Below are 18,970 nucleotides of genomic sequence, written 5' to 3'. Positions count from 1 at the left end.
ACACAGGTGGCGGCTGCGTTTGCTGAATGACCCGCTGTGCGCTTGGCCGGGCGCCGGCGGCCATCACTTGGTTGCGGCTGGCGCCCGGCTCGTGTAAACAACTATTGGGCGACAATGCGCGCTTCGACGAAGAAGTAAAAGTCTCGGTCGACGCCGTGCTCATCCGTTGAGAGGCAAGGTACCGAGGGCCTCTCTATTATCTCGTCGTTTTCATCGGTTTCTTCTACAGTGATGCCAATATCAGGGTTGGAGGCGATGATGAAGAGCTCCCAGTTTCCCTGGGCGGGTTCGCCATAGAACGTGTAGCTGCCCAAGGTGTAGCTCTCGAACACGTCTAGGCCGTCGGCCTTGAAATGGTCGTTTGGAAGCTTAAGCAAGGAAACCGTTTTTGATGGCGACTTGGCTGCTATACCGAACGAGCCCAGGCACACTTCCTCGCCCGATAGACGGATCTGCAATTGGTCGACGATTTGGTCTTTGTCCCACGCAAACGTACCTAGCGAAGAGACTTTTTTATATGGAAAAGGTTCGCCATCGCGGGGGACGATACTGCCAAGTTCTTCGAGCTCGTCGGCATCCGGCGCAGTATTAAGGTGCCAATAGGCCATGGGCCGGAACTGGGGCATCTGCACATCTTGGGCGCGGCTCAGACCGGGGTTGGCTTTATATTCCAGGGCCAGGGCCACAGCCTTTTCCGTGTCCGGCACTCCAAACCCGTACCAGTCCGAGTGCTGGTGTCCGGCAGCGTTGGTTTGCCAGCCCAGGGTCATGGGGTAGGCTGTTGCGCCTTCGCGAATGTCTGCTGCTGTTCCCAGTTGGTCGATGGGCTTGTTGGCGGCAAGGTCGTATAAAGAGCCATAGCGCATGTTGCCGCCCTGCGGCGTATCGTTTATGTAGCCGGCATCCACCTTGCGAGCCGAGAGGCGAAGAATATCGCGCAGGTCGCGCCAAGTAAGTTCAGGGTTGGCGCTAAGGATCAGCGCAGCAACACCCGAAATGGTGGGCGTGGCAGCCGAGGTGCCGTTCATGTACGTGTAATCGCAGTTGGCATTGTCGGGTTTGCCGTCGCGCGCGGTTTGGCCGCGTTTGAAGGGCGGTGCCTGGGCGTCGGTGCGGCTGTAGCCTTTCATGCAGTTGCTTAGATCGGTGCTGTATATGGTGGGCCCGTCTTGCACGGGGTCGTCTCCGGGGCCTTCACCGTAATTGCCGTCGCCGCCGAACTCGCCGCCCATTCCTGTTACCCACACCACCGGCCCGGCGCTGCTGTAACTGCTCGCGCTTCCCTTGGCGTTCAGGGCGGCGACCGCGATGACGTTCGACTCAAGCATGGAGTAATCGTTCGATGGGTTGACACAATTGAAGAGGTTGCTGCCTTTGCCGCACAGGCCCGAGCTGAAGGAGTTTCCCGCAGCCTGGAAAAATGCCGCGCCTTTACCGTCGCGCAGTTTTTTCATACCCCGAATGGCCAAGGTTTGCCCTAAGGTGCCGGGCGCTTCGTAGGACTCGGCGTCCTCGTCGCTGCCATAGGATGCGTTGAAAACGTGGGCCTTGCTTGACCACGCGGCGCCGCCGTATGCCTCGACGAAATACATCTGGCCCTGAAGATAGTTTGCGGCGCCCAGATTGGCCAGGGGTGCAATGCCCATTATCCCTTTTCCGTTCTGGGCGGCGGCGATGACGCCGGCTGCGGCTGTGCCATGAGCTTCGTCAGGATCGGATGGAATCGGATAGGGGTCGTCGGTACTCGAAACGAAGTTCCATGACATGCTGAAGTCTGCATTGGGCAGCAGGTCTTCATTGTGCAGGTCGGCGCCGCTGTCGAGCACCAGCACGTTTACGCCCTGGCCCTTGATGCCCCGGCGATGAGCCGGTTCGACGTTAAGGTCGAGCCCGCCATTGAAGGTTTCCGGAAAGTCGTTGAAGTAGCTGTCTGCGTAATTAAGCGCCCACTGGAACGTGTACAGAGGCTCGGTTTCCCCTGTCTGACAGGCATACGCGCCTGTTTCCGTACATGCCGCCGTCGTGTCGCTCGAGCCGCTGTTGCCGCAAGCCGAGAGGGTTGCTGTGGTCAACAAAAGCAAGCTAAAACGCAGGGTGTTCTTATTCATGGCTGTTATCTAAGCGTGAGGTTGACGCCCGAAACGGCGCTAAGGCGCACGCACGGGCAGAGCCCGCGTGTGAGGCAGTTTGGGTGGGTTGGCGACAAGTGAGCGTGGCTGGCTCAAGCCCGGACCGGCGGGAGGAAGCTCATTGAGGAGTTTGCTGGTTGAACACCATTGGCAAAGCCGTCTTGGCGTGGGGCAAGGCGGCTTGCAATGCCTTCAATGCCTGGACCGCCTGGCCAAAGTCGGAGTATGTTGCGACCATGATGCCGGTTTGCTTGTGGTATTGAACCGAGACAGGACGCGGCTGCGTATGCTGGACGGTTTCCTGCGCGTCTGGTTCGGCTTCGGCGACCATGATCTGGTTGTGGCTAACGCCCACTATGCCGCGAGAGTTGACCAACCAGGTTGTATCGCCGTCGGTGTACGGCGACGGCATCACCTGAACCCGCATTTTGCCTATTTTGTATTCAACCAGTTCGCCCAGTTCGGAAATTTCGGCTTCGGAAAGCTTTTGGCCGGGGGCGAATCCGCCGGCCGCGTAGCTGGTTAACGCGAACAGCAGGCCGAACAGCCCCAAATAAGCTTGAATACTTTTTTTCATGTTTCAGATTCCTGATGTGTGTTGCGTCAGACACTTATTGTGCAATGATGCGTGCTTCGACGGCAAAGAAAAAGTCTCGTTCGCTGCCGTCGTCATTGAGTGAGGGGCAAGGTTCCGAGTCACGAAATATTATTGTGTCGCCAACGCGTTCCCGCACTGTAATCTGGGTGTCGGGGTTGGACGCGATGACAAAGAGCTTCCAATTTCCTTTGGCCGACTCATCATAGAAGGTATAGCTGCCCAGCGTATAGTCGTGGAATTCGTTCCAGGGGCCCCTGTTTTCTCCGATGCCTGCCTTGAAATGGTCTTCGGGAAGCTTCAGCAATGAAACTGTGCCAGAGGGGGATTCGGCGGCAATGCCCACCGACCCCAGGCAAACTTGTTCGCCGGACAGCCGAACCTGCAGTTGGTCGACGATTTGGTCTTCCCAGGCAAACGTGCCCAAAGCCGTTATGCGCTGATAAGGAAAAGGCAGGCCCTCGCGCAGATTAACGGTTTCGAGGGGGTCGTCGTCAGCGTCGGGCGGGTCATTCAAGTGCCAATAAGCCACCGGCCGGAAATCCGGAATCAAAACATCTTTGTCACGGCTGAGGCTTGGATTCTTTTTATATTCCAGTGCCAGCGCCACCACTTTTTCCGCATCGGGGACACCAAAACCATACCAGTCGGAGTATTCATGGCCTGCGGCATTGGTCTGCCAGCCGAGGTTCATCGGATAAACCGTTTCCCCATCGCGGATGTCGTCTGCGGAACCCATTTGATCAATGGGCTCGTTGCGAGTCAGGTCGTATAAAGAACCGTAGCGCTTGTCGCCGTAAGCGGGTTTCCCATTAAGGTAGCCGGCATCCACCTTGCGGGCGGATTGCCGCAGGATGTCGCGCATATCGCGCCAGGTAAGCGCTGGGTTGGCACTGAGTGCCAGCGTCGCTACACCTGTAATGGTGGGCGTTGCCGCTGAAGTGCCGTTCATGTAGTTGTAGTCGCAATTTGCATTGTCGGGCTCACCGTCGCGCTGGGATTGTCCGCGCAGAAACGGCGTTTCGGCATGAGTGTGGCTATACCCTTCTATGCACCCGCTTAGATCAGTGCTGAATATGGTGGGGCCCTCTTCATGAGGATCTGACGAAGCGCCCTCGCCGTACACGCCCATGTTGCCATATTCGCCGCCCATTCCTGATACCCACACCACGGCGCCGGCGCTGCTGTAGCTGCTTGCACCGCCCATGGTGTTGAGGGCGGCGACGGTGATTATATTGGGTTCAAGGTTTTTAGGATCGTTGGCTGGATTCGTACAGTCGTAGTAACTGGGCGTCACGCCGCACAAACCGGGATCAAACGAATTGCCCGCTGCTTTGACGAAGATGGCGCCTTTGCCATCACGCAGGTTCTTCATGCCTCGATAGGTTATGGTTCTGGCGTAGCTGCCGGAATCATAGTCCGGCGACTCGTACGATTGCGCCCATGTGTCAGCGGCATACGAAGCATTGAATACATGGGCTTTTTCCGACCACGGTGCTCCGCCATATGCTTCAATAAAATACGATTGGCCGCTTAGAAAGTTGGCGCCGCCCAAATTGGCCAAAGGCGCGATGCCCATGACTCCCTTCCCGTTTTGGGCCGCAGCGATAATTCCTGATACGGCGGTGCCGTGTGCATCGCCGTCGGTAGGGTAGGGGTCGTTCGAGTTCGAGACGAAATTCCAAGACATGGTCCAGTCAGCGTTGGCTTGCAGGTCTTCATTGTGCAGGTCGGTGCCCGAGTCGAGCACAAGGATGTTGACACCCTGGCCCTTGATGCCCTGCCTGTGGACAGGCTCGATGTTGAGGTCGAGGCCGCCGCTGAACGTTTCGGGAAAGTCTTTGAAATAGCTGTCAGCGTAATTAAGCGCCCATTGGAATGTATATAGAGGCTCGGTTTCCCCTGTCTGACAGGCATATGCACCAGTTTCCATACAGGCCGCTGCTGTGTCGCTTGAGCCGCTATTGCCGCAAGCGGCGAGCATTGCGACGACAAGCGGAAGCAATCCAAAACGCAAGGGGTTTTTAGTCATGGTATTTGAGCGTGAGGTTGATCATTTCGATGGCGCTTGTTACATGTGTGAATGGAGTAATGGGAGCGCACGGCAATGAAAATGTAATTGAACAATACTATAAGAAAAATAAACTAACAATAAGCTTTGTCCTCTGGTTTGAAAACACCCTGCGGCAATCCACACCAGTGGAACCGCCGCGGCACTTCGCACACCGCCGTCGCCCTCTTTGTCGCGTTATCATTTCAATGAGACCCAGTGCGTACAGCTCTCGCCGCGCTGGCTATGCACGCTTCCGTAATTCCCGAAAACAAGGCACCCGCATGGCTACTTCCGTTTATCCCGACACACAGCTCCTGATCGCCAATAAATGGGTGGGGGCCGCAAGCGGCAAAACCATTGATGTGCGCAACCCCGCCACTGGACAAACAATCGGTACAGTGGCTCACGCCGACATTAGTGACCTGGATCGCGCATTGGCCGCAGCCCAGAGCGGCTTTCAAATCTGGCGCGATGCTTCGGTGTATGAGCGCGCCGCCATCATGCGCCGAGCGGCCGCCTTGCTGCGCGAGCGCGCCGATGACATTGCTTGCGTGCTGACGCTCGAGAATGGCAAGCCCCTGGCCGAAGCCAAGGGCGAGGTCAACGCGGGCGCCGACATCATCGAGTGGTTCGCCGATGAGGGCCGTCGCGTCTATGGACGTATCGTGCCGGGGCGCAATGTCGCCGCTCAGCAGTGGGTTGTTAAAGAGCCGGTTGGGCCCGTTGCAGCCTTTACTCCGTGGAACTTTCCGATCAATCAGATCGTGCGCAAGCTGGGCGCCGCCCTGGCCACAGGGTGTTCATTTCTATGCAAGGCGCCTGAAGAAACGCCCGCATCTCCGGCGGCCTTGCTCAACTGCTTTGTGGATGCCGGCATTCCGCCCGGGGTTGTGGGATTGGTGTTTGGCGACCCGGCCGAGATTTCAAGTTACCTGATCCCCCATCCCGTAATTCGCAAGGTTACGTTCACAGGCTCCACACAGGTGGGGAAGCAATTGGCCGCCTTGGCTGGGCAGCACATGAAACGCGTGACCATGGAGCTGGGTGGGCACGCGCCTGTCATCGTTGCTGAAGATGCCGACATTGATCTGGCCATAAAGGTTGCCGCAGGCTCCAAGTTTCGCAACGCTGGCCAGGTGTGCATTTCTCCCACCCGCTTTCTGGTTCACCGAAGTGTGGCCGAAGCGTTTACCCATGGTTTGGCCCAGTATGCGCAGTCGCTCAAACTGGGCGACGGTCTATCGGCCGATACCACCATGGGGCCTCTTGCAAACCCCCGCCGGGTCACGGCCATGCAGAGCATGGTTGCCGATGCGCGGCAACATGGCGCCCGCATTCTTACCGGGGGCGAGAAAGTGGGCGATGAAGGCAACTTCTTTGCGCCCACCATCATCAGCGATCTTCCGCTGGAGGCCAGCCTGTTCAACCAAGAACCGTTTGGCCCGATCGCCGGCGTACGTGTGTTCGATCAGTTGGAAGAGGCCGTCGCCGAAGCCAATCGCCTGCCGTATGGCCTGGCCGCTTATGCATTTACGCGCTCGTTCAAGAATGTGAAGCTGCTTTCCGACCGCGTCGAGACCGGCATGTTGTGGATCAACCAGCCTTCCACACCCTCGGCTGAGCTACCTTTTGGCGGTGTCAAAGATTCGGGCTATGGCACGGAAGGCGGGCCCGAGGCGCTTGAGGCGTATCTCAATACGAAGGCGGTTTCGGTGGTGGGATGACTCGCTTCCGGAATAACGGAACACTGTCCCTGTGCCGTGCCCTATGTTATAAATATTAAAAAAAGAAACTCTAAGTAACATTGGTGCTGTTTGTGCCCGGTTGTGGGCCGCTTGCAGCGCACTTTCTAAAGTCAAAGTCATTCAGCTTTTCGCAGTTCGTTGAGTTATATCGGGCGATGTCGGTTGCGGCATCGCCAGCGGTTGTCCGGTTGTCCAACTTCAAAGGACGGAACAAATGGAACCCCAGATTCAACAGGCGACAGAAAATAGCGTTTCTCAATCACCCAAGCTGCGTGTTGGCCTTGCGCTGGCGCTGACACTTGTCTTGTCGGGGTGCATTTTCGAGAGCAGCGGCTCTTCCGGCGGAGACAGCCCAACGCCACCGCCGCCGCCTCCCCCTCCTCCGGACGCCGTTATCGGATGCAAGGATTACAACTTCAACGACGTAGAAGTTCAGCCCAAAACCGTTACTGTTCACAATAATTCCGACAGGCGCCTATACCCGGTGCTGGCAACCAGCACAAACGAGGTCAACCAATGGCTTCAAGGTTGCTTCCGCACGGCAGATCTTCATCCGACAGAGCGTGTCTACAAGCTGTACGTGAACGAAGGCGAAGGCCTGCCTCCCAATTCGTCGGTGACAATCACGCTTCCTTTGTATAGCCGGCTTGCAGAAGAAAGCTACATCACATGGTGGAACGGCGGCCGAGTGGTGCTGGCTGATAAAGACGACCGGTTGCGCAACCCTGACGATAAAGAAGTAATAGATCCAGTTGGACTAAGCTGCCGCGGCGAAAACACGGCATGCGCTTTAACCACGTATTCCAGCAACGAGCAGTTTCATGAGAATGTCTTTGCGCAGCTATCCGAGTACACCTTCGGTGATTCGGTTGAAGTTGCCGGGCAACAGGTTCGTCTCTTGAAACCCGAGAACGTGGGATACAACATCTCGTATGTAGACCACGTATACATGCCCGTTGCCATCGGGCCAAAAAGCAACCCTTACATCGGGTATAGCGGCTCGGTACAGACCTTGCCCGAGTTCCAAACGCACTTGACGAACTTTCTGGCATCCGGCTCGGTTGGAGAGGGATGGCCGGTTTACAACCTGGGCGACACCGACCATTTGAAGTTGCCCGGCGGCTACAATATTTTTGCGCAGCGCGGCGGCTATTTGATCGACGACAACGGTGTGCCGGTCAAGGTCCCCGGCTTTCCTCCGCCTGTCCTGACCGTTCTGAGGTGCCTCGAGGAAAACTGTACTGACGACGAAAAGAAAGCCGGCGATGGAACAAACGGCCTACGCTTTGAGCAGGCCGTTCAGCGGATGCAGAACTTGTGGGGTTCTTGCGTGGATTGGGGCGCCGAAGATATCAGCAAGTATGTAACCAGCACCATATCCTGCGATCAAACCTTGAAAGACCGGATGCAGGCGGTGACCGATTTCTTCGCTCAAAACCATGCAAACTACCTCGCTATGTACGGCAGGGGTGAATGCGAGGGAAACACCCCGCAGAAACCCAAGTTCAACTACTGGGAGGCCCTGGTACATGTCTATGGCTGGGTACCGTTCAACGAAGGTTGCGGGGCGGCGGCCAACCCCCTGGTTGCAACGCAGATTCCGAACTGGGATCACGCCGAAATCCAGTCCATGTACATACACAACCTGCAATACAACCACCTGGCCGAAGCCAAGAACGACCCCAATCTGCTGTTCAACCCGTATGTGCAATTAATCCACGACAGCCTCAAGATGAACGCTTACGCATTCTCGGTGGATGACGCAGTCGGCTTCATGAGCGAACTGGGCTCGGGGCTGAACTTCGTCGTAGGCGGGGAAAAAGGTCTCGAAAACCCGCAACAGTTCAGCTATGCAGACGGCTTTTCGGTAGCCATTGGCGTAGACTCCGATATGGCCGGCCGGCCGACCACGCCGATCATCAAGAAATATGGCGTGTGTGTAATCGGTAACGGTCAGAACTGCGACCAGATCGAGCAAGACGTGATCATGCCCACCAACAACCTGATTGCGGGGTTCAGGGTGGGCACGGTAGCCGGCTACCCGATCAAGGTGCGTTTTACCGACATGGACGACAATGTGTATACCTTCGAGGTCGAGCGCAAGTTCACAGAGTGCCCGGTGGATACGCCCTTTGAGACATGCAACGAAAACAATAAAGATGTCTTGAACAAAGCGAAGTGCACTGTTGTTGACACCAATGGCGCAACTCATCCCAAATCGACCAATTGGTGCGATACCGCCAACCCCAACCAGGCCAAGGACGAGAAAGCCCAGCACCTTACCAAGAACTACATAAGCTTTGGCGTGCCGGTTAACTATCTGCCTTAGCAGCTTTCGTTAGAACTGGTTTAGCAAGTGGACACGCCGCATGGCGGTGTCCACTTGTTTGTTTAACCCGCCGGCAGCCTGATTGCTGCGCTACGGCGCATATTTTCACCCCTTCAGATTAGTATTTTTCCGGTGACTGGCGCAGGGCCATGGCGCCTGCACATAACCGCTTAGTTATTGCCGTGCTAGGCCTATTTCATTGGACGATGAGGGTCGAGAAGTAATGAAATAGGGCCACGATATGAATCTCAGGCAATCGCCTATATGCAAAGGAGAAAAGCGATGCTCGGCACCGCCATGCTACAGAACGGGGAAGGCTATCTGGCAAGTCTCGATGATGGTCGTTGCATTTATCTGGATGGTCAGCGTATTGACAACGCTGCGGAACACCCCGCCTTCAAGAACGCTGCGATGACGGTTGCAGGCCTGTACGATATGCAAAGCCAGAATCAGGAGTTGATGACATTTGCTTCGCCCGTCAGCGACAAGCGGGTGGCGCTGCATTGGAAAATGCCCACATCCAATGATGACCTGGTGCAGCGGCGGGCCGCCATGACCGCCTGGAGCCGCTATACCTGTGGGTTTTTCGGGCGTTCACCCGACCACATTCCATCCGCCCTATGCGGCATGCTTATGGCGGCGGATAGATTTCGCGAGCATGACCCCAAGCGGGCGGATGCGCTCAAGCAGTACATGGAATACGCGCGAGAGCGCAACTTGTATTTGACATACAGCATCGTCAACCCGCAGTCCAATCAGTCCAAGAGTCCCAGCGAGCAGGGCGGGGACAGCTATCCGGCCTGCCGTGTCGTGGATGAGGACAGCGAGGGCATTACGGTCGATGGGGCAAAAATGCTTGCCACAGGGGCAGTGCTTGCGCACGAGGTTTTTACGGCCAATATCCAGCCGCTCAAGCCGGGCGACGAACAATATGCCGTGTCATTCGCCATGCCTTTGAATGCGCCCGGAATCAAGATCATGTCGCGCAAGTCGTATGAGCAGCACGCACAATCCGAGTTCGATAATCCCCTGTCCTCAAAATTTGATGAAAACGACGCCGTCATTTATTTTGATCATGTCAAGGTGCCGTGGGACCGGGTCTTCGTCTATAAGGATGTCGCGATGGCCGGAGCCCAGTTTCGTGACACCTGGGCGGCGCCTATGCAGAATCACCATTCGCAGATCCGATTGATGGTAAAGCTGCAATTCCTGCTGGGTATTGCGCGAAAGGTGGCGGAAACCAACGGAGTGCTTGAATTTCCCCAGGTTCGTGAACAGTTGGGTCGCATGGCGGCCTACGCATCCATGGTTGAATGTTTCACGCACAGCATGGAAGTAACGGGTGAAAAAGTCGGGTCCTATTACGCACCCAACAGGCATCAGATGTTTGCAGCCACCTGCGTGACTCAGGAACTGTATCCACAGTTCATCAGCTTGATCCGAGAGCTGTCCGGAGGGGGCATGATCATGTTGCCGTCGTCGGCCATGGACTTCGAGAATGAGGAGGTTCGCGGTTATATCGGCAAGACGCAGCGTTCACCGGTTACAGACTCCTACGGCCGGATCAAGATGATGAAGCTCGCCTGGGATGCGGTGGGGTCGGAGTTTGCCTCACGCCACGTGCAGTACGAAATGTTCTATGCCGGCGCGCAGGTCTTTCAACGAGGAAATATGTTCCGCACCTATGACTGGAACTCGGCCACCGGCATGGTGGACGGGCTAATGAGCCAGTACGACTTGCCTGAGGTGTTGAGGCCTTGACGTCTGGCTAAGCCATGACGGATCGAGTTAAAAACAGCGGATGTGGCCGCTGTTTTTAACTTGTCGCGCCTGCCCGCCCTGTAGTTGCTCAGCGTAGGCTGATGCTCGGCTCAAGAGGCGGGCTCGTGATTTTCGAAAATGTTCGCCGCTACATCTTCGAGTTGAGAGACGAATTGCTGTGCCGCGACGGGTAGGCCCGGGTTGGTCGCCCACGCGATGCCTATAGGAGCGGTAAGCACGGGAATCTCCAGCGCCAGTGTATTGATGCCGGCAACATGGAAGTAGTGCTCGGCGAGATGACGTGAATAGAAACTGACCGCGCCCATTTCGCATATCAGCGTATTGGAAGCCGCCATGGAGCCCGATTCTATGGCATCGGCGGTGATCTCGACGTCCAGCTTATCCATGACCGCCTCAAAGTGCTCGCGGAAATAGGAGCCCGCAGGCGGAATTACCATTGGATATCCGGCTAGATCGGCCGGGGAAATACTGGCTTGTTCCAGCAAAGGATGGTCCGCGCCGCATACGGCAACGATAGCTTCTCCCTGATGCAGTGAGTGGTACTGCATGCCTTGCCTGACCGTGGGCGGAAGGGTGCCGACAATCAGGTCGAGCTTGTTCTCTCGCATGAGGCTCATCAGGCTTTCTGAGTTGCCCTCGTGGAGGGCAACCACGGCGTCGGCGGCAGTCCGCTTGAAAGCGATGACCGCCCGGGGCACCAGCACAGGAGCGGCCGCCGGCAGCATTCCAATGCGGACGCTGCCGGCGGTTCCCGCCAGCAGGTGCTTGAGTTCATTACGAGTCATGTCCAGTTCGCGCAGCATCGAGCGCGAAAGCCGAATGAGGCATTCCCCATATGGCGTGGGAATCAGACCTTTTGGATCTCTTTCGAAGAGCTTGACTTCCAGTCCTCGCTCGAGCTCGGTGATCGCCTTGGAGATAGCGGGTTGCGTCACATTCATGTATTGGGCGACGCGCCCGACGTGGCGTGTCTCGTCTAGGGCGACAAGAAGCTGAAAGTGGCGCGGTTTCAGGTTTGCGCGGATGTACCAATCCAGACGGGCCATGAATAACGGTATTAGAGAAGATATTACGGAAAGGTTATATCACGCAGTTTTATTTTCATTGGATCGACCCCCCGATCCTCTGCCATAGTACAACCCGAAATCAAAGAACCTGGGCCGGTGGGAGAGGCTGGATTATGCCAATGAATGCTGCCAGACACGTGCAAAACGTGCTTTTCATTATGAGCGATCAATTGCGTTGGGATTATCTTTCCTGTTATGGAAGTTCAATTATGCACACGCCCAATATCGATCAATTGGCCGCGCGTGGAGTGCGCTTCGACGCGGCATATGTGCAGTCGGCGTCCTGTGTTCCATCGCGCATGTCTTATTATACCGGCCGTTATGTCACCAGCCACGGCGCGACATGGAACTACGTTCCGCTTTCTATTGTTGAAAATACCCTTGGTGATCATTTACGCAGCGCGGGTCTCGAGGCAACTGTAGCGGGCAAGACCCATGTCATTCCAGATCAGTTGGGATTGCGGCGGTTCAATATCCCGGTGCAGTCCGAACTGGGTAAATACTACCGGGTTGGTGGCTTTGACGAGCTCGACCGGTACGACGGCCATGCGCGTCCCGGCGTGGAAAGCGGATACGCCGATTACCTGCGCGGCAAGGGCTATGACAGCGAGGATCCCTGGACGGAATTCGTAATCGGTGCTTCAGATGACGATGGGCGATTCGCGGACGGATGGCTGCTGCGCAATGCTCATCTGCCTGCGCGGGTGGATAAGGCGCACTCTGAGACGGCTTATATGACGGACCGCGCTATCGATTTCATTCGCCAGAAGGCAGAGGCACCCTGGGTGCTGCATCTTTCATACATTAAGCCGCATTGGCCCTTGATGGCGCCCGCGCCGTACCACGAGATGTACAGAGGGAAGGATATCGGTCCCATCATTGGTGCGCAGGACACACAAGACGTTCACCCGGTGGTTGAGGCCTACCGCAACGCCCATGAAGATTGCTTGAGCTTTGGCAGAAAAGAGGTGGTCGAGCATGTCAGGCCTACTTACATGGGACTCGTCAAAGAGCTCGATGATCACATTGGTCGCCTGATGACGGAGCTGGATTCCATGGGCCGTCTGCAAGACACCCTGATCATTTTTTGCGCTGATCATGGCGATATGCTGGGAGACCACGGCCTGGGCGAAAAAGAGTTGTTCTACGAGGCTGCCGTAAAGACCCCGTTGATTGTCTATGATCCGCGCCCGGGCGCAAACTCCACGCGGGGCGCCGCATGCGGCCATCTAGTGGAATCCATTGACGTGATCCCCACGATTCTTGACGCCTTGGGAAGGGAGATCCCCGAACATGTGCTTGAAGGAAGGTCGCTCATGCCACTTGTCCACGGAGAGGTGATGGAAAACTGGCGGGACGCCGTCTTTGCTGAGTTGGACTATTCCTTTCGTGATGCCCGTCGCTATCTGAAAAGAGAAGTGGACGAGTGCTACGCCTGGATGGTGCGCGACCATGAATGGAAATACGTGCACTACATGGGTTATAGGCCGCAGTTGTTCGACATGCGCGATGATCCCGACGAACTTGTCGACTTGGGAGCCGATCCCGCACACGAGCAGACTCGCCATCTGATGAAAGCCAAGCTGTTTGAGTGGCTGTTGACAAGAAAACGTCGTACCACAGTGGATCATCAGACTGTGGAGCGGCAAACCGAAGGCTGGAAACAAGTCGATATGAAGATCGGGGTTTGGTGATCCGGCAATCAACTTTTTACACACGCTAATAATTTGGCAAGCGCTCCTCATCGAATTCACGGTGAGAGGACGTTATTACAAGGAGAGAGACGTCATGTTTTTGAAATGGATCAGTAAGGCTGCGCGAGTGTCCTGCGCCGCGTTGGTAGGCATCTTGGTGAGCGCAGGCGCCCAGGCGGCCGCGAAGGAACAACTCAAGATGGCCGTCGTTCCCGCTGCGGGTGTCCTGCCGGTGTATGTGGCGGATAAAAAAGGCTACTTTCAAGACGAGGGCCTGGAATTTGAAATGCTTCCTATCAACAGTGGTCCGGGGGCGGCGACGGCGGTGGTTAGCGGTAGTGCCGATATGGGGTATGGAGGGGCGCTGCCGATCATCGCCGCGCGAGCGCAGGGCATTCCGTTCAAGATTGTCCTTGGCGGCTATGCCGATCAGCAAGGCGTCTATGCTGATACCGTCATGCTTGCAAGCAAGAAATCGGGTATCGAGCGCATCGAAGACCTAAACGGAAAAACCATAGCCATCAATAACGCGGGTGGGATTTCGGATTTGCAGGTGCGCATCAAGCTGCATCGCGCGGGCATATCGGCCGATGAAGTCAAGATCCTGGCCGTGCCCTTTCCGCAGATGCCGGCGGCGCTTGAGTTGGGCAACGCGGACGTGGTCAGTACCGTGGCGCCTTTTAGCACGACCATTCTCATGAAGGATCTTGGCAAGGTCATCGCCGAAGGCTACGTACAAGAAGAAGATCTCGCCAAGCCCGTACCCGTTGCCGGCTTTTATGCGACCGAGTCCTGGGTGGCAAAGCACCCTGGCACATTGGCCAAGGTACGCAGGGCCATAGATCGCGCCAATCAGTTGATCAAGGAAGATCCGGCTGAGGCCAAAAAGATTCTTAAGGCTCAAATGCGCTTGCAGGATGATCTATTGGAAGCTATTGATATCCCGCCGTATGACACGCGTATCGACGCGAACGGTGTACAGGCGATCATGGATGCGGCGCATCTGGTCAAGATTCTCGCGAAACCGATGACGGCTGACGAAGTACTGATCGATGACGCCGTTGCGGCGAACTAAAGGGTTGCGAGTCAATGTCCAGTACTTTACTTTCCGTCCGAAGCATCGCCAAGTCTTTTGGGAGCGTTCAGTCAAGGGTGCCGATTATCAAATCGGTGTCATTCGACGCTCAGCAAGGGGATTTCATTTCCATAGTGGGGCCCTCGGGTTGCGGTAAAACCACTTTGCTCATGTGCTTGACTGGTCTGCTCAACGTCGATGGCGGTGAACTGAGATTTGCGGATCAGAAGGTCACCGAGCCGCCTCCAGGGGTGTCGGTGGTTTTTCAGGATTACAGCCGTTCGCTGCTGCCCTGGAAAAGTTGCTTTGATAATGTGCTGTTTGGTATGAGGCGCATTACCGATATGAGCATGCGAGAAAAACAGGATTGGGCCCGCGAACTGATAAAAAGCGTGGGTCTTGAGGGATTCGAGTCCAACTATCCGTGGCAGATGTCGGGTGGAATGCAGCAGCGTGTGGCCATTGCCAGGGGACTGGCGGCGCGGTCCCGGTTATTGCTCCTGGACGAGCCGCTGGCGGCGGTCGACGCCCAAACCCGGGCCGAGATGCAGGATCTGTTGCTTGAACTTGCCCAGAAGTACAAACAGACCTGCATTCTGGTGACGCACGACGTGGACGAAGCCGTTTACATGGCCACCCGCATCATTGTGTTGTCCAAACGGCCAACCACCGTTGTGGAGGACTTTGACGTGGTTCTTCCACCCGTGCGCGATCAGCTTACGACGCGGGAGCACCCTGATTTCCTGGCCCTGCGGCATAAGGTGATCACCCTCATCCGTAATACCGGTGCGCCCGCGCCGGGGCCTGAGCCGTTGCACTGACGGAGCCGGAGATGAGGAAACTGTTCAGTCTTATTCTTTTTGCGGTGGCGTGGCAACTGGTAACGATGAGCGGCGTCGTATCTCAGACTTATCTGCCGTCGGTCGATTCCATACTGCGCGCGGGATGGGAAATGACGCTTAGCGGCGAGTTGGTGGACGCCGAGATACATACTCTCACAAGAGCGTTGCTGGGCGGAGTTTTGAGCGTTGCTCTGGGATTGGTCATGGCTTTATTCGCCGCGCGTATACCCGTCTTGGCCCGCATGTGGGCCCCCCTGGTCGAGATCATCCGCTCTATTCCTCCGGCGGCCATTGTGCCATTGGGCATTTTCGCACTGGGTTTGACGCCCACCCTATTTATCGGGGTGGTGGTATTTGCCGGGTTTTCCACAGTCTATATTCCGGCATTGCGTGCGCTCAGCAATACTGAGCCGATCCAGGTGTATATGGCCCGAACGCTCGGCTATGGGCCGGTTGAGACTTTGCTGCGGGTTCGTCTGCCTGCCGCCTGGCCGGAAATATTCACAGGCATTCGCGTGACGGCCGGCATGGCACTTATAGCCGCTGTCGCGTCGGAGATGCTGGCCGGCAAGGATGGATTGGGTTTTCTGCTGTTCGACACGGCGTTCTCGCTACGCACCAGCGAAATGTTCGCCGCTATGCTGGTTGCGGCATTGAACGGCATTCTTCTCAATCAGATCGTCATGTGGCTGCGTCGTCCCTTCGCCGGTTGGCAGGACGCTTTGAGTAAGTTGGGGAACTTGTAATGGGACATGTAAAGCAGTTATGCAGCCGTCATGCACCCGGCTTTCTTTTTCTGATTGCGCTGGCTGCGTTATGGGAATTCGCCGCACAGCGAGCCAATTCGGCAAGCTTTCCAGGGGCGCTGCAGGTGCTTATTGCGCTGGCGCATCATGGTACGGATTTAGTGTCGGAGATGGCTACGAGCCTCTGGCGCGCGGCCGTAGGTTTGTTGCTGGGCATTGTCACCATGCTCCCATTGGGAATCCTGATTGGGCGTATCAAGCTCCTCAGCGACTTATTCGAGCCCATCTTTGATTTCCTGCGTCCGTTGCCGGCATTGGCTATCGTGCCGTTGGCAATGATCGTGGCCGGAGTGGGCAGCACGGCGAAAATTCTGGTGATTTATTACAGCGTGTGTTTCCCGATCGCCCTGAGTACGATCGACGCGGTCAAAAGCGCACACCCCATGTTGTCCAATGTCGCGCGCAGCCTTCGACTTAGCCGCCGCGAAACCATGTGGGAAATCGACTTGCCCGAGGCCTTGCCAAAAATCATGGTGGGCATCCGGATCGCGGTCGCCATGGCCATTCTGGTAAGTGTCAGTGCTGAAATGCTCTTGTCCACGGATGGGATCGGCTACTACATCGTGCGCTCGCAACAGCAGTTTCAAATTGCCCTGGGCCTGGCGGCTATCGTCGTAATCGCCGTCACGGCGCTTATTGTAAATGGGATGTTCAGGTGGAGTGAAGAACGTTTGCTCTCGTGGCACTACATGCGCCAGGCGGCCGCGAGCAAGCATTAGCAATATCGTATTTTTCAGGAGACAATGAAATGGCATTTTTGCGCAACGCATGGTATGTGGCCATGTGGTCCGAGAATCTCGGGCAGGGAAGGCTTGAATCGAAGGTGATTTTGAATGAGCCCGTGGTGTTCTTCCGGCAGGAAGACGGCGAGGCAGTGGCAATGGCGGACCGCTGTCCTCATCGGTTTGCTCCATTGAGCATGGGAAGCCTTTGCGGCGATCGCTTACGTTGCAGCTATCATGGCTTGGAGTTCGATGCGAGCGGAGAATGTATCCATAACCCGCATGACTCCAAGAAGACGCCTGCGGCCATGAAGGTCGCTACGTATTCGGTCATTGAGCGCCACTCCATCGTCTGGATATGGATGGGAGACCAGGCTGCTGATCCCGATCTGATTCCCGATTTAAGCGTGCTGGCCACCAGCCCGCCAGAACATACCAGCCCCAGGGACTATATCAAGATCAATGCGAGCTATGAGCTGATTGTTTATAATCTGCTTGACTTGAGCCATGTTCCGTTTTTGCATGGCGGCGTTTTGGGCAACGCCGACATGATCCGTGCTGATACCTCTACCGAGCAAGCGGAACGCAGCCTTACTGCTCAACGCTCCATGCCCAACATCAGGATATCCCGTTTCCACCAACTGTTGTTGGGCATCACCGAAGAGGTCGCCTCCGATTCCAGCGAGTTGACCAGAAGATACCAGGCTCAGTTGCACAATAAAGAAGGCCGTGGCGATGCGTGGGCCGATATGACGTGGCACGCTCCCTCATGCTTGATGAATGACAGCGGCGTTTGCCCTCCGGGGGAGCCCCGCTCGCAGGGAACGGGTGCTTTGGGTGCGCACCTGCTGACGCCGGAAACAGATACCACGACACATTACTTCTTCTGTGCCGTTCGCAACAATCCAGTACCGCTCTCGCCTGAAGAGGAAGTCAGCTTCAGGGCGCAATTGGGCGATTTGAGGCGCATTGCGTTTGACGAACAGGACAGGCCTATACTCGAGGGCCAGCAACGTAACCTGGATCTGGCAGGTGGAAATGATTCCCTCAAGCCAGTACTGCTGCCCATTGACTCAAGCGCCGTGCGATGCCAGCGCATACTTGAACAATTGATTCACGAGGAAAGCCAGCCTGGTTGAGTTAAAAGGCGGATAATGCAACAGTTTCGCGACGTCCTGGAAGGGCGTCAAATCACCGTCTATTTTTGTGCGGTCGCGCTGGCAGGCGCGGCCGCATTGTTGTTTCCGCAGACCGCACGCCTAGAGGCCTTCATCAATCCGGCTTTGGCCTTGATGCTGTATGCCACCTTTTTGCAGGTGCCCATGGCTGAACTGGGGCGTGCTTTTGGCCGGCTGCGGTTTATGGCGGCGCTGCTGGCCGCCAACTTCGTGGTCATCCCCTTGCTCGTGGCGGGGCTGGTGCAGTTTTTGCCGGCCGACCCCATGCTGCGGCTGGGTGTCTTGCTGGTGCTGATGGCGCCGTGCATAGATTATGTGATCACATTCGCCCACCTGGGGCGGGCCGACGCCCGTATGCTTCTGGCAGCGACCCCGGCTTTGCTTGTCGCCCAGATGTTGCTGCTGCCGGTCTATCTTGGTGTGATGCTGGGCGACCAGGCACGCGGGCTGGTCCAGATACAGCCTTTCGTAAATGTCTTCGTGTGGCTGATTCTTGTCCCCTTATTGCTTGCCGCGCTGACGCAGAAGTGGGCGGGCGCCAAAGCATCGCGGGCGGGTCTTGCCCAGGGGCTTGGGCTTTTGCCTGTGCCGGCGACGGCGCTGGTGCTTTTCGTGGTGGTGGCAGCCGTGGTCCCGCGGCTGGGTTCCGCCATGTCTTCTGTGTTGCCGGTTATCCCGATATATGTGGCCTTTGCAGCCGTAGCACCCCTGATTGGGTGGGGTGTGGCCCGCTTGTTTGGCATTGAGGTACGCGCCGGCCGCGCCATCGCATTCAGTACGGGCACGCGCAACTCATTGGTGGTTCTGCCGCTGGCTTTTGCCGTGCCCGGTGCACTTCCCATACTGCCCGCCATCATCGTGGCCCAGACGCTTGTTGAGCTGCTGGCCGAGCTGGTTTACGTGCGCTTGATCGCAAGGCTGGGGCGCGAATAAGAATACAGACCCTTGGCCGA

At 56.5% G+C, this 18,970-nt stretch carries 14 protein-coding genes; 10 read left to right on the top strand and 4 right to left on the bottom strand.

Features of this window, described 5'->3' with window-relative positions; translation table 11 throughout:
* Positions 1-101: 101 nt before the first annotated feature.
* The 3 genes from ACIY1O_RS11320 to ACIY1O_RS11310 form a co-directional block, all read right to left on the bottom strand.
* Positions 102-2,108, bottom strand: a complete 2,007-nt coding sequence (locus ACIY1O_RS11320; protein ID WP_397475196.1) for a S8 family serine peptidase — start codon at positions 2,106-2,108, stop codon at positions 102-104.
* Positions 2,109-2,247: 139 nt separating this feature from the next.
* Positions 2,248-2,706, bottom strand: coding sequence for a hypothetical protein (locus tag ACIY1O_RS11315; RefSeq protein ID WP_397475195.1), 459 nt, complete (start codon positions 2,704-2,706; stop codon positions 2,248-2,250).
* Positions 2,707-2,740: 34 nt separating this feature from the next.
* The gene (locus ACIY1O_RS11310; protein ID WP_397475194.1) at positions 2,741-4,756 is read right to left on the bottom strand and encodes a S8 family serine peptidase; all 2,016 of its coding nucleotides are present in this window, start codon (positions 4,754-4,756) and stop codon (positions 2,741-2,743) included.
* Positions 4,757-5,058: 302 nt separating this feature from the next.
* On the opposite strand from ACIY1O_RS11310, the gene ACIY1O_RS11305 reads away from it, so the two are divergent.
* The 3 genes from ACIY1O_RS11305 to ACIY1O_RS11295 all read left to right on the top strand — a co-directional run bounded on the left by ACIY1O_RS11305 (position 5,059) and on the right by ACIY1O_RS11295 (position 10,612).
* On the top strand, positions 5,059-6,501 hold the full coding sequence (locus ACIY1O_RS11305; protein ID WP_397475193.1) for an NAD-dependent succinate-semialdehyde dehydrogenase: 1,443 nt from the start codon (positions 5,059-5,061) through the stop codon (positions 6,499-6,501).
* 235 nt (positions 6,502-6,736) lie between these two features.
* Complete coding sequence (locus tag ACIY1O_RS11300; RefSeq protein ID WP_397475192.1) at positions 6,737-8,851, top strand: hypothetical protein; 2,115 nt, start codon at positions 6,737-6,739, stop codon at positions 8,849-8,851.
* A gap of 282 nt (positions 8,852-9,133) precedes the next feature.
* Positions 9,134-10,612, top strand: a complete 1,479-nt coding sequence (locus tag ACIY1O_RS11295) for a 4-hydroxyphenylacetate 3-hydroxylase family protein (protein WP_397475191.1) — start codon at positions 9,134-9,136, stop codon at positions 10,610-10,612.
* Positions 10,613-10,722: 110 nt separating this feature from the next.
* Here the strand turns inward: ACIY1O_RS11295 and ACIY1O_RS11290 are convergent, their stop codons facing one another.
* Positions 10,723-11,679: a LysR family transcriptional regulator gene (locus tag ACIY1O_RS11290; protein WP_397475190.1), complete on the bottom strand. Its 957-nt coding sequence runs from the start codon at positions 11,677-11,679 to the stop codon at positions 10,723-10,725.
* Between the two features lie 140 nt (positions 11,680-11,819).
* On the opposite strand from ACIY1O_RS11290, the gene ACIY1O_RS11285 reads away from it, so the two are divergent.
* The 7 genes from ACIY1O_RS11285 (at position 11,820) to ACIY1O_RS11255 (ending at position 18,950) form a co-directional block, all read left to right on the top strand.
* Positions 11,820-13,394, top strand: coding sequence for a sulfatase-like hydrolase/transferase (locus ACIY1O_RS11285; RefSeq protein WP_397475189.1), 1,575 nt, complete (start codon positions 11,820-11,822; stop codon positions 13,392-13,394).
* Positions 13,395-13,488: 94 nt separating this feature from the next.
* Positions 13,489-14,469 (top strand): ABC transporter substrate-binding protein, encoded by a 981-nt coding sequence (locus ACIY1O_RS11280; RefSeq protein WP_397475188.1) that lies wholly within the window; start codon positions 13,489-13,491, stop codon positions 14,467-14,469.
* Positions 14,470-14,546: 77 nt separating this feature from the next.
* Positions 14,547-15,290: an ABC transporter ATP-binding protein gene (locus tag ACIY1O_RS11275; RefSeq protein WP_397475187.1), complete on the top strand. Its 744-nt coding sequence runs from the start codon at positions 14,547-14,549 to the stop codon at positions 15,288-15,290.
* An 11-nt stretch (positions 15,291-15,301) separates the two neighbouring features.
* The gene (locus ACIY1O_RS11270) at positions 15,302-16,057 is read left to right on the top strand and encodes an ABC transporter permease (protein ID WP_397475186.1); all 756 of its coding nucleotides are present in this window, start codon (positions 15,302-15,304) and stop codon (positions 16,055-16,057) included.
* Positions 16,057-16,836: an ABC transporter permease gene (locus ACIY1O_RS11265; protein ID WP_397475185.1), complete on the top strand. Its 780-nt coding sequence runs from the start codon at positions 16,057-16,059 to the stop codon at positions 16,834-16,836. Before ACIY1O_RS11270 ends, ACIY1O_RS11265 begins: the two co-directional genes overlap by 1 nt.
* A gap of 29 nt (positions 16,837-16,865) precedes the next feature.
* Positions 16,866-17,978: a Rieske 2Fe-2S domain-containing protein gene (locus tag ACIY1O_RS11260; RefSeq protein ID WP_397475184.1), complete on the top strand. Its 1,113-nt coding sequence runs from the start codon at positions 16,866-16,868 to the stop codon at positions 17,976-17,978.
* A gap of 15 nt (positions 17,979-17,993) precedes the next feature.
* Positions 17,994-18,950: an arsenic resistance protein gene (locus tag ACIY1O_RS11255; protein ID WP_397475183.1), complete on the top strand. Its 957-nt coding sequence runs from the start codon at positions 17,994-17,996 to the stop codon at positions 18,948-18,950.
* The last annotated feature ends 20 nt before the right edge of the window (positions 18,951-18,970 follow it).

The sequence above is a fragment of the Pusillimonas sp. genome (assembly GCF_044464525.1).
Taxonomy (GTDB): domain Bacteria; phylum Pseudomonadota; class Gammaproteobacteria; order Burkholderiales; family Burkholderiaceae_B; genus Pusillimonas.
Note: the sequence above shows the minus strand (reverse complement) of the source record. Positions and strands in the feature narration are given on the sequence as shown.

Excerpts from the sequence above, each read along its gene's own strand:
- ACIY1O_RS11320 (WP_397475196.1), bottom strand. The coding sequence starts at position 2,108 with ATGAATAAGAACACCCTGCGTTTTAGCTTGCTTTTGTTGACCACAGCA.
- ACIY1O_RS11315 (WP_397475195.1), bottom strand. The coding sequence starts at position 2,706 with ATGAAAAAAAGTATTCAAGCTTATTTGGGGCTGTTCGGCCTGCTGTTC.
- ACIY1O_RS11310 (WP_397475194.1), bottom strand. The coding sequence starts at position 4,756 with ATGACTAAAAACCCCTTGCGTTTTGGATTGCTTCCGCTTGTCGTCGCA.
- ACIY1O_RS11305 (WP_397475193.1), top strand. The coding sequence starts at position 5,059 with ATGGCTACTTCCGTTTATCCCGACACACAGCTCCTGATCGCCAATAAA.
- ACIY1O_RS11300 (WP_397475192.1), top strand. The coding sequence starts at position 6,737 with ATGGAACCCCAGATTCAACAGGCGACAGAAAATAGCGTTTCTCAATCA.
- ACIY1O_RS11295 (WP_397475191.1), top strand. The coding sequence starts at position 9,134 with ATGCTCGGCACCGCCATGCTACAGAACGGGGAAGGCTATCTGGCAAGT.
- ACIY1O_RS11290 (WP_397475190.1), bottom strand. The coding sequence starts at position 11,679 with ATGGCCCGTCTGGATTGGTACATCCGCGCAAACCTGAAACCGCGCCAC.
- ACIY1O_RS11285 (WP_397475189.1), top strand. The coding sequence starts at position 11,820 with ATGAATGCTGCCAGACACGTGCAAAACGTGCTTTTCATTATGAGCGAT.
- ACIY1O_RS11280 (WP_397475188.1), top strand. The coding sequence starts at position 13,489 with ATGTTTTTGAAATGGATCAGTAAGGCTGCGCGAGTGTCCTGCGCCGCG.
- ACIY1O_RS11270 (WP_397475186.1), top strand. The coding sequence starts at position 15,302 with ATGAGGAAACTGTTCAGTCTTATTCTTTTTGCGGTGGCGTGGCAACTG.
- ACIY1O_RS11265 (WP_397475185.1), top strand. The coding sequence starts at position 16,057 with ATGGGACATGTAAAGCAGTTATGCAGCCGTCATGCACCCGGCTTTCTT.
- ACIY1O_RS11260 (WP_397475184.1), top strand. The coding sequence starts at position 16,866 with ATGGCATTTTTGCGCAACGCATGGTATGTGGCCATGTGGTCCGAGAAT.
- ACIY1O_RS11255 (WP_397475183.1), top strand. The coding sequence starts at position 17,994 with ATGCAACAGTTTCGCGACGTCCTGGAAGGGCGTCAAATCACCGTCTAT.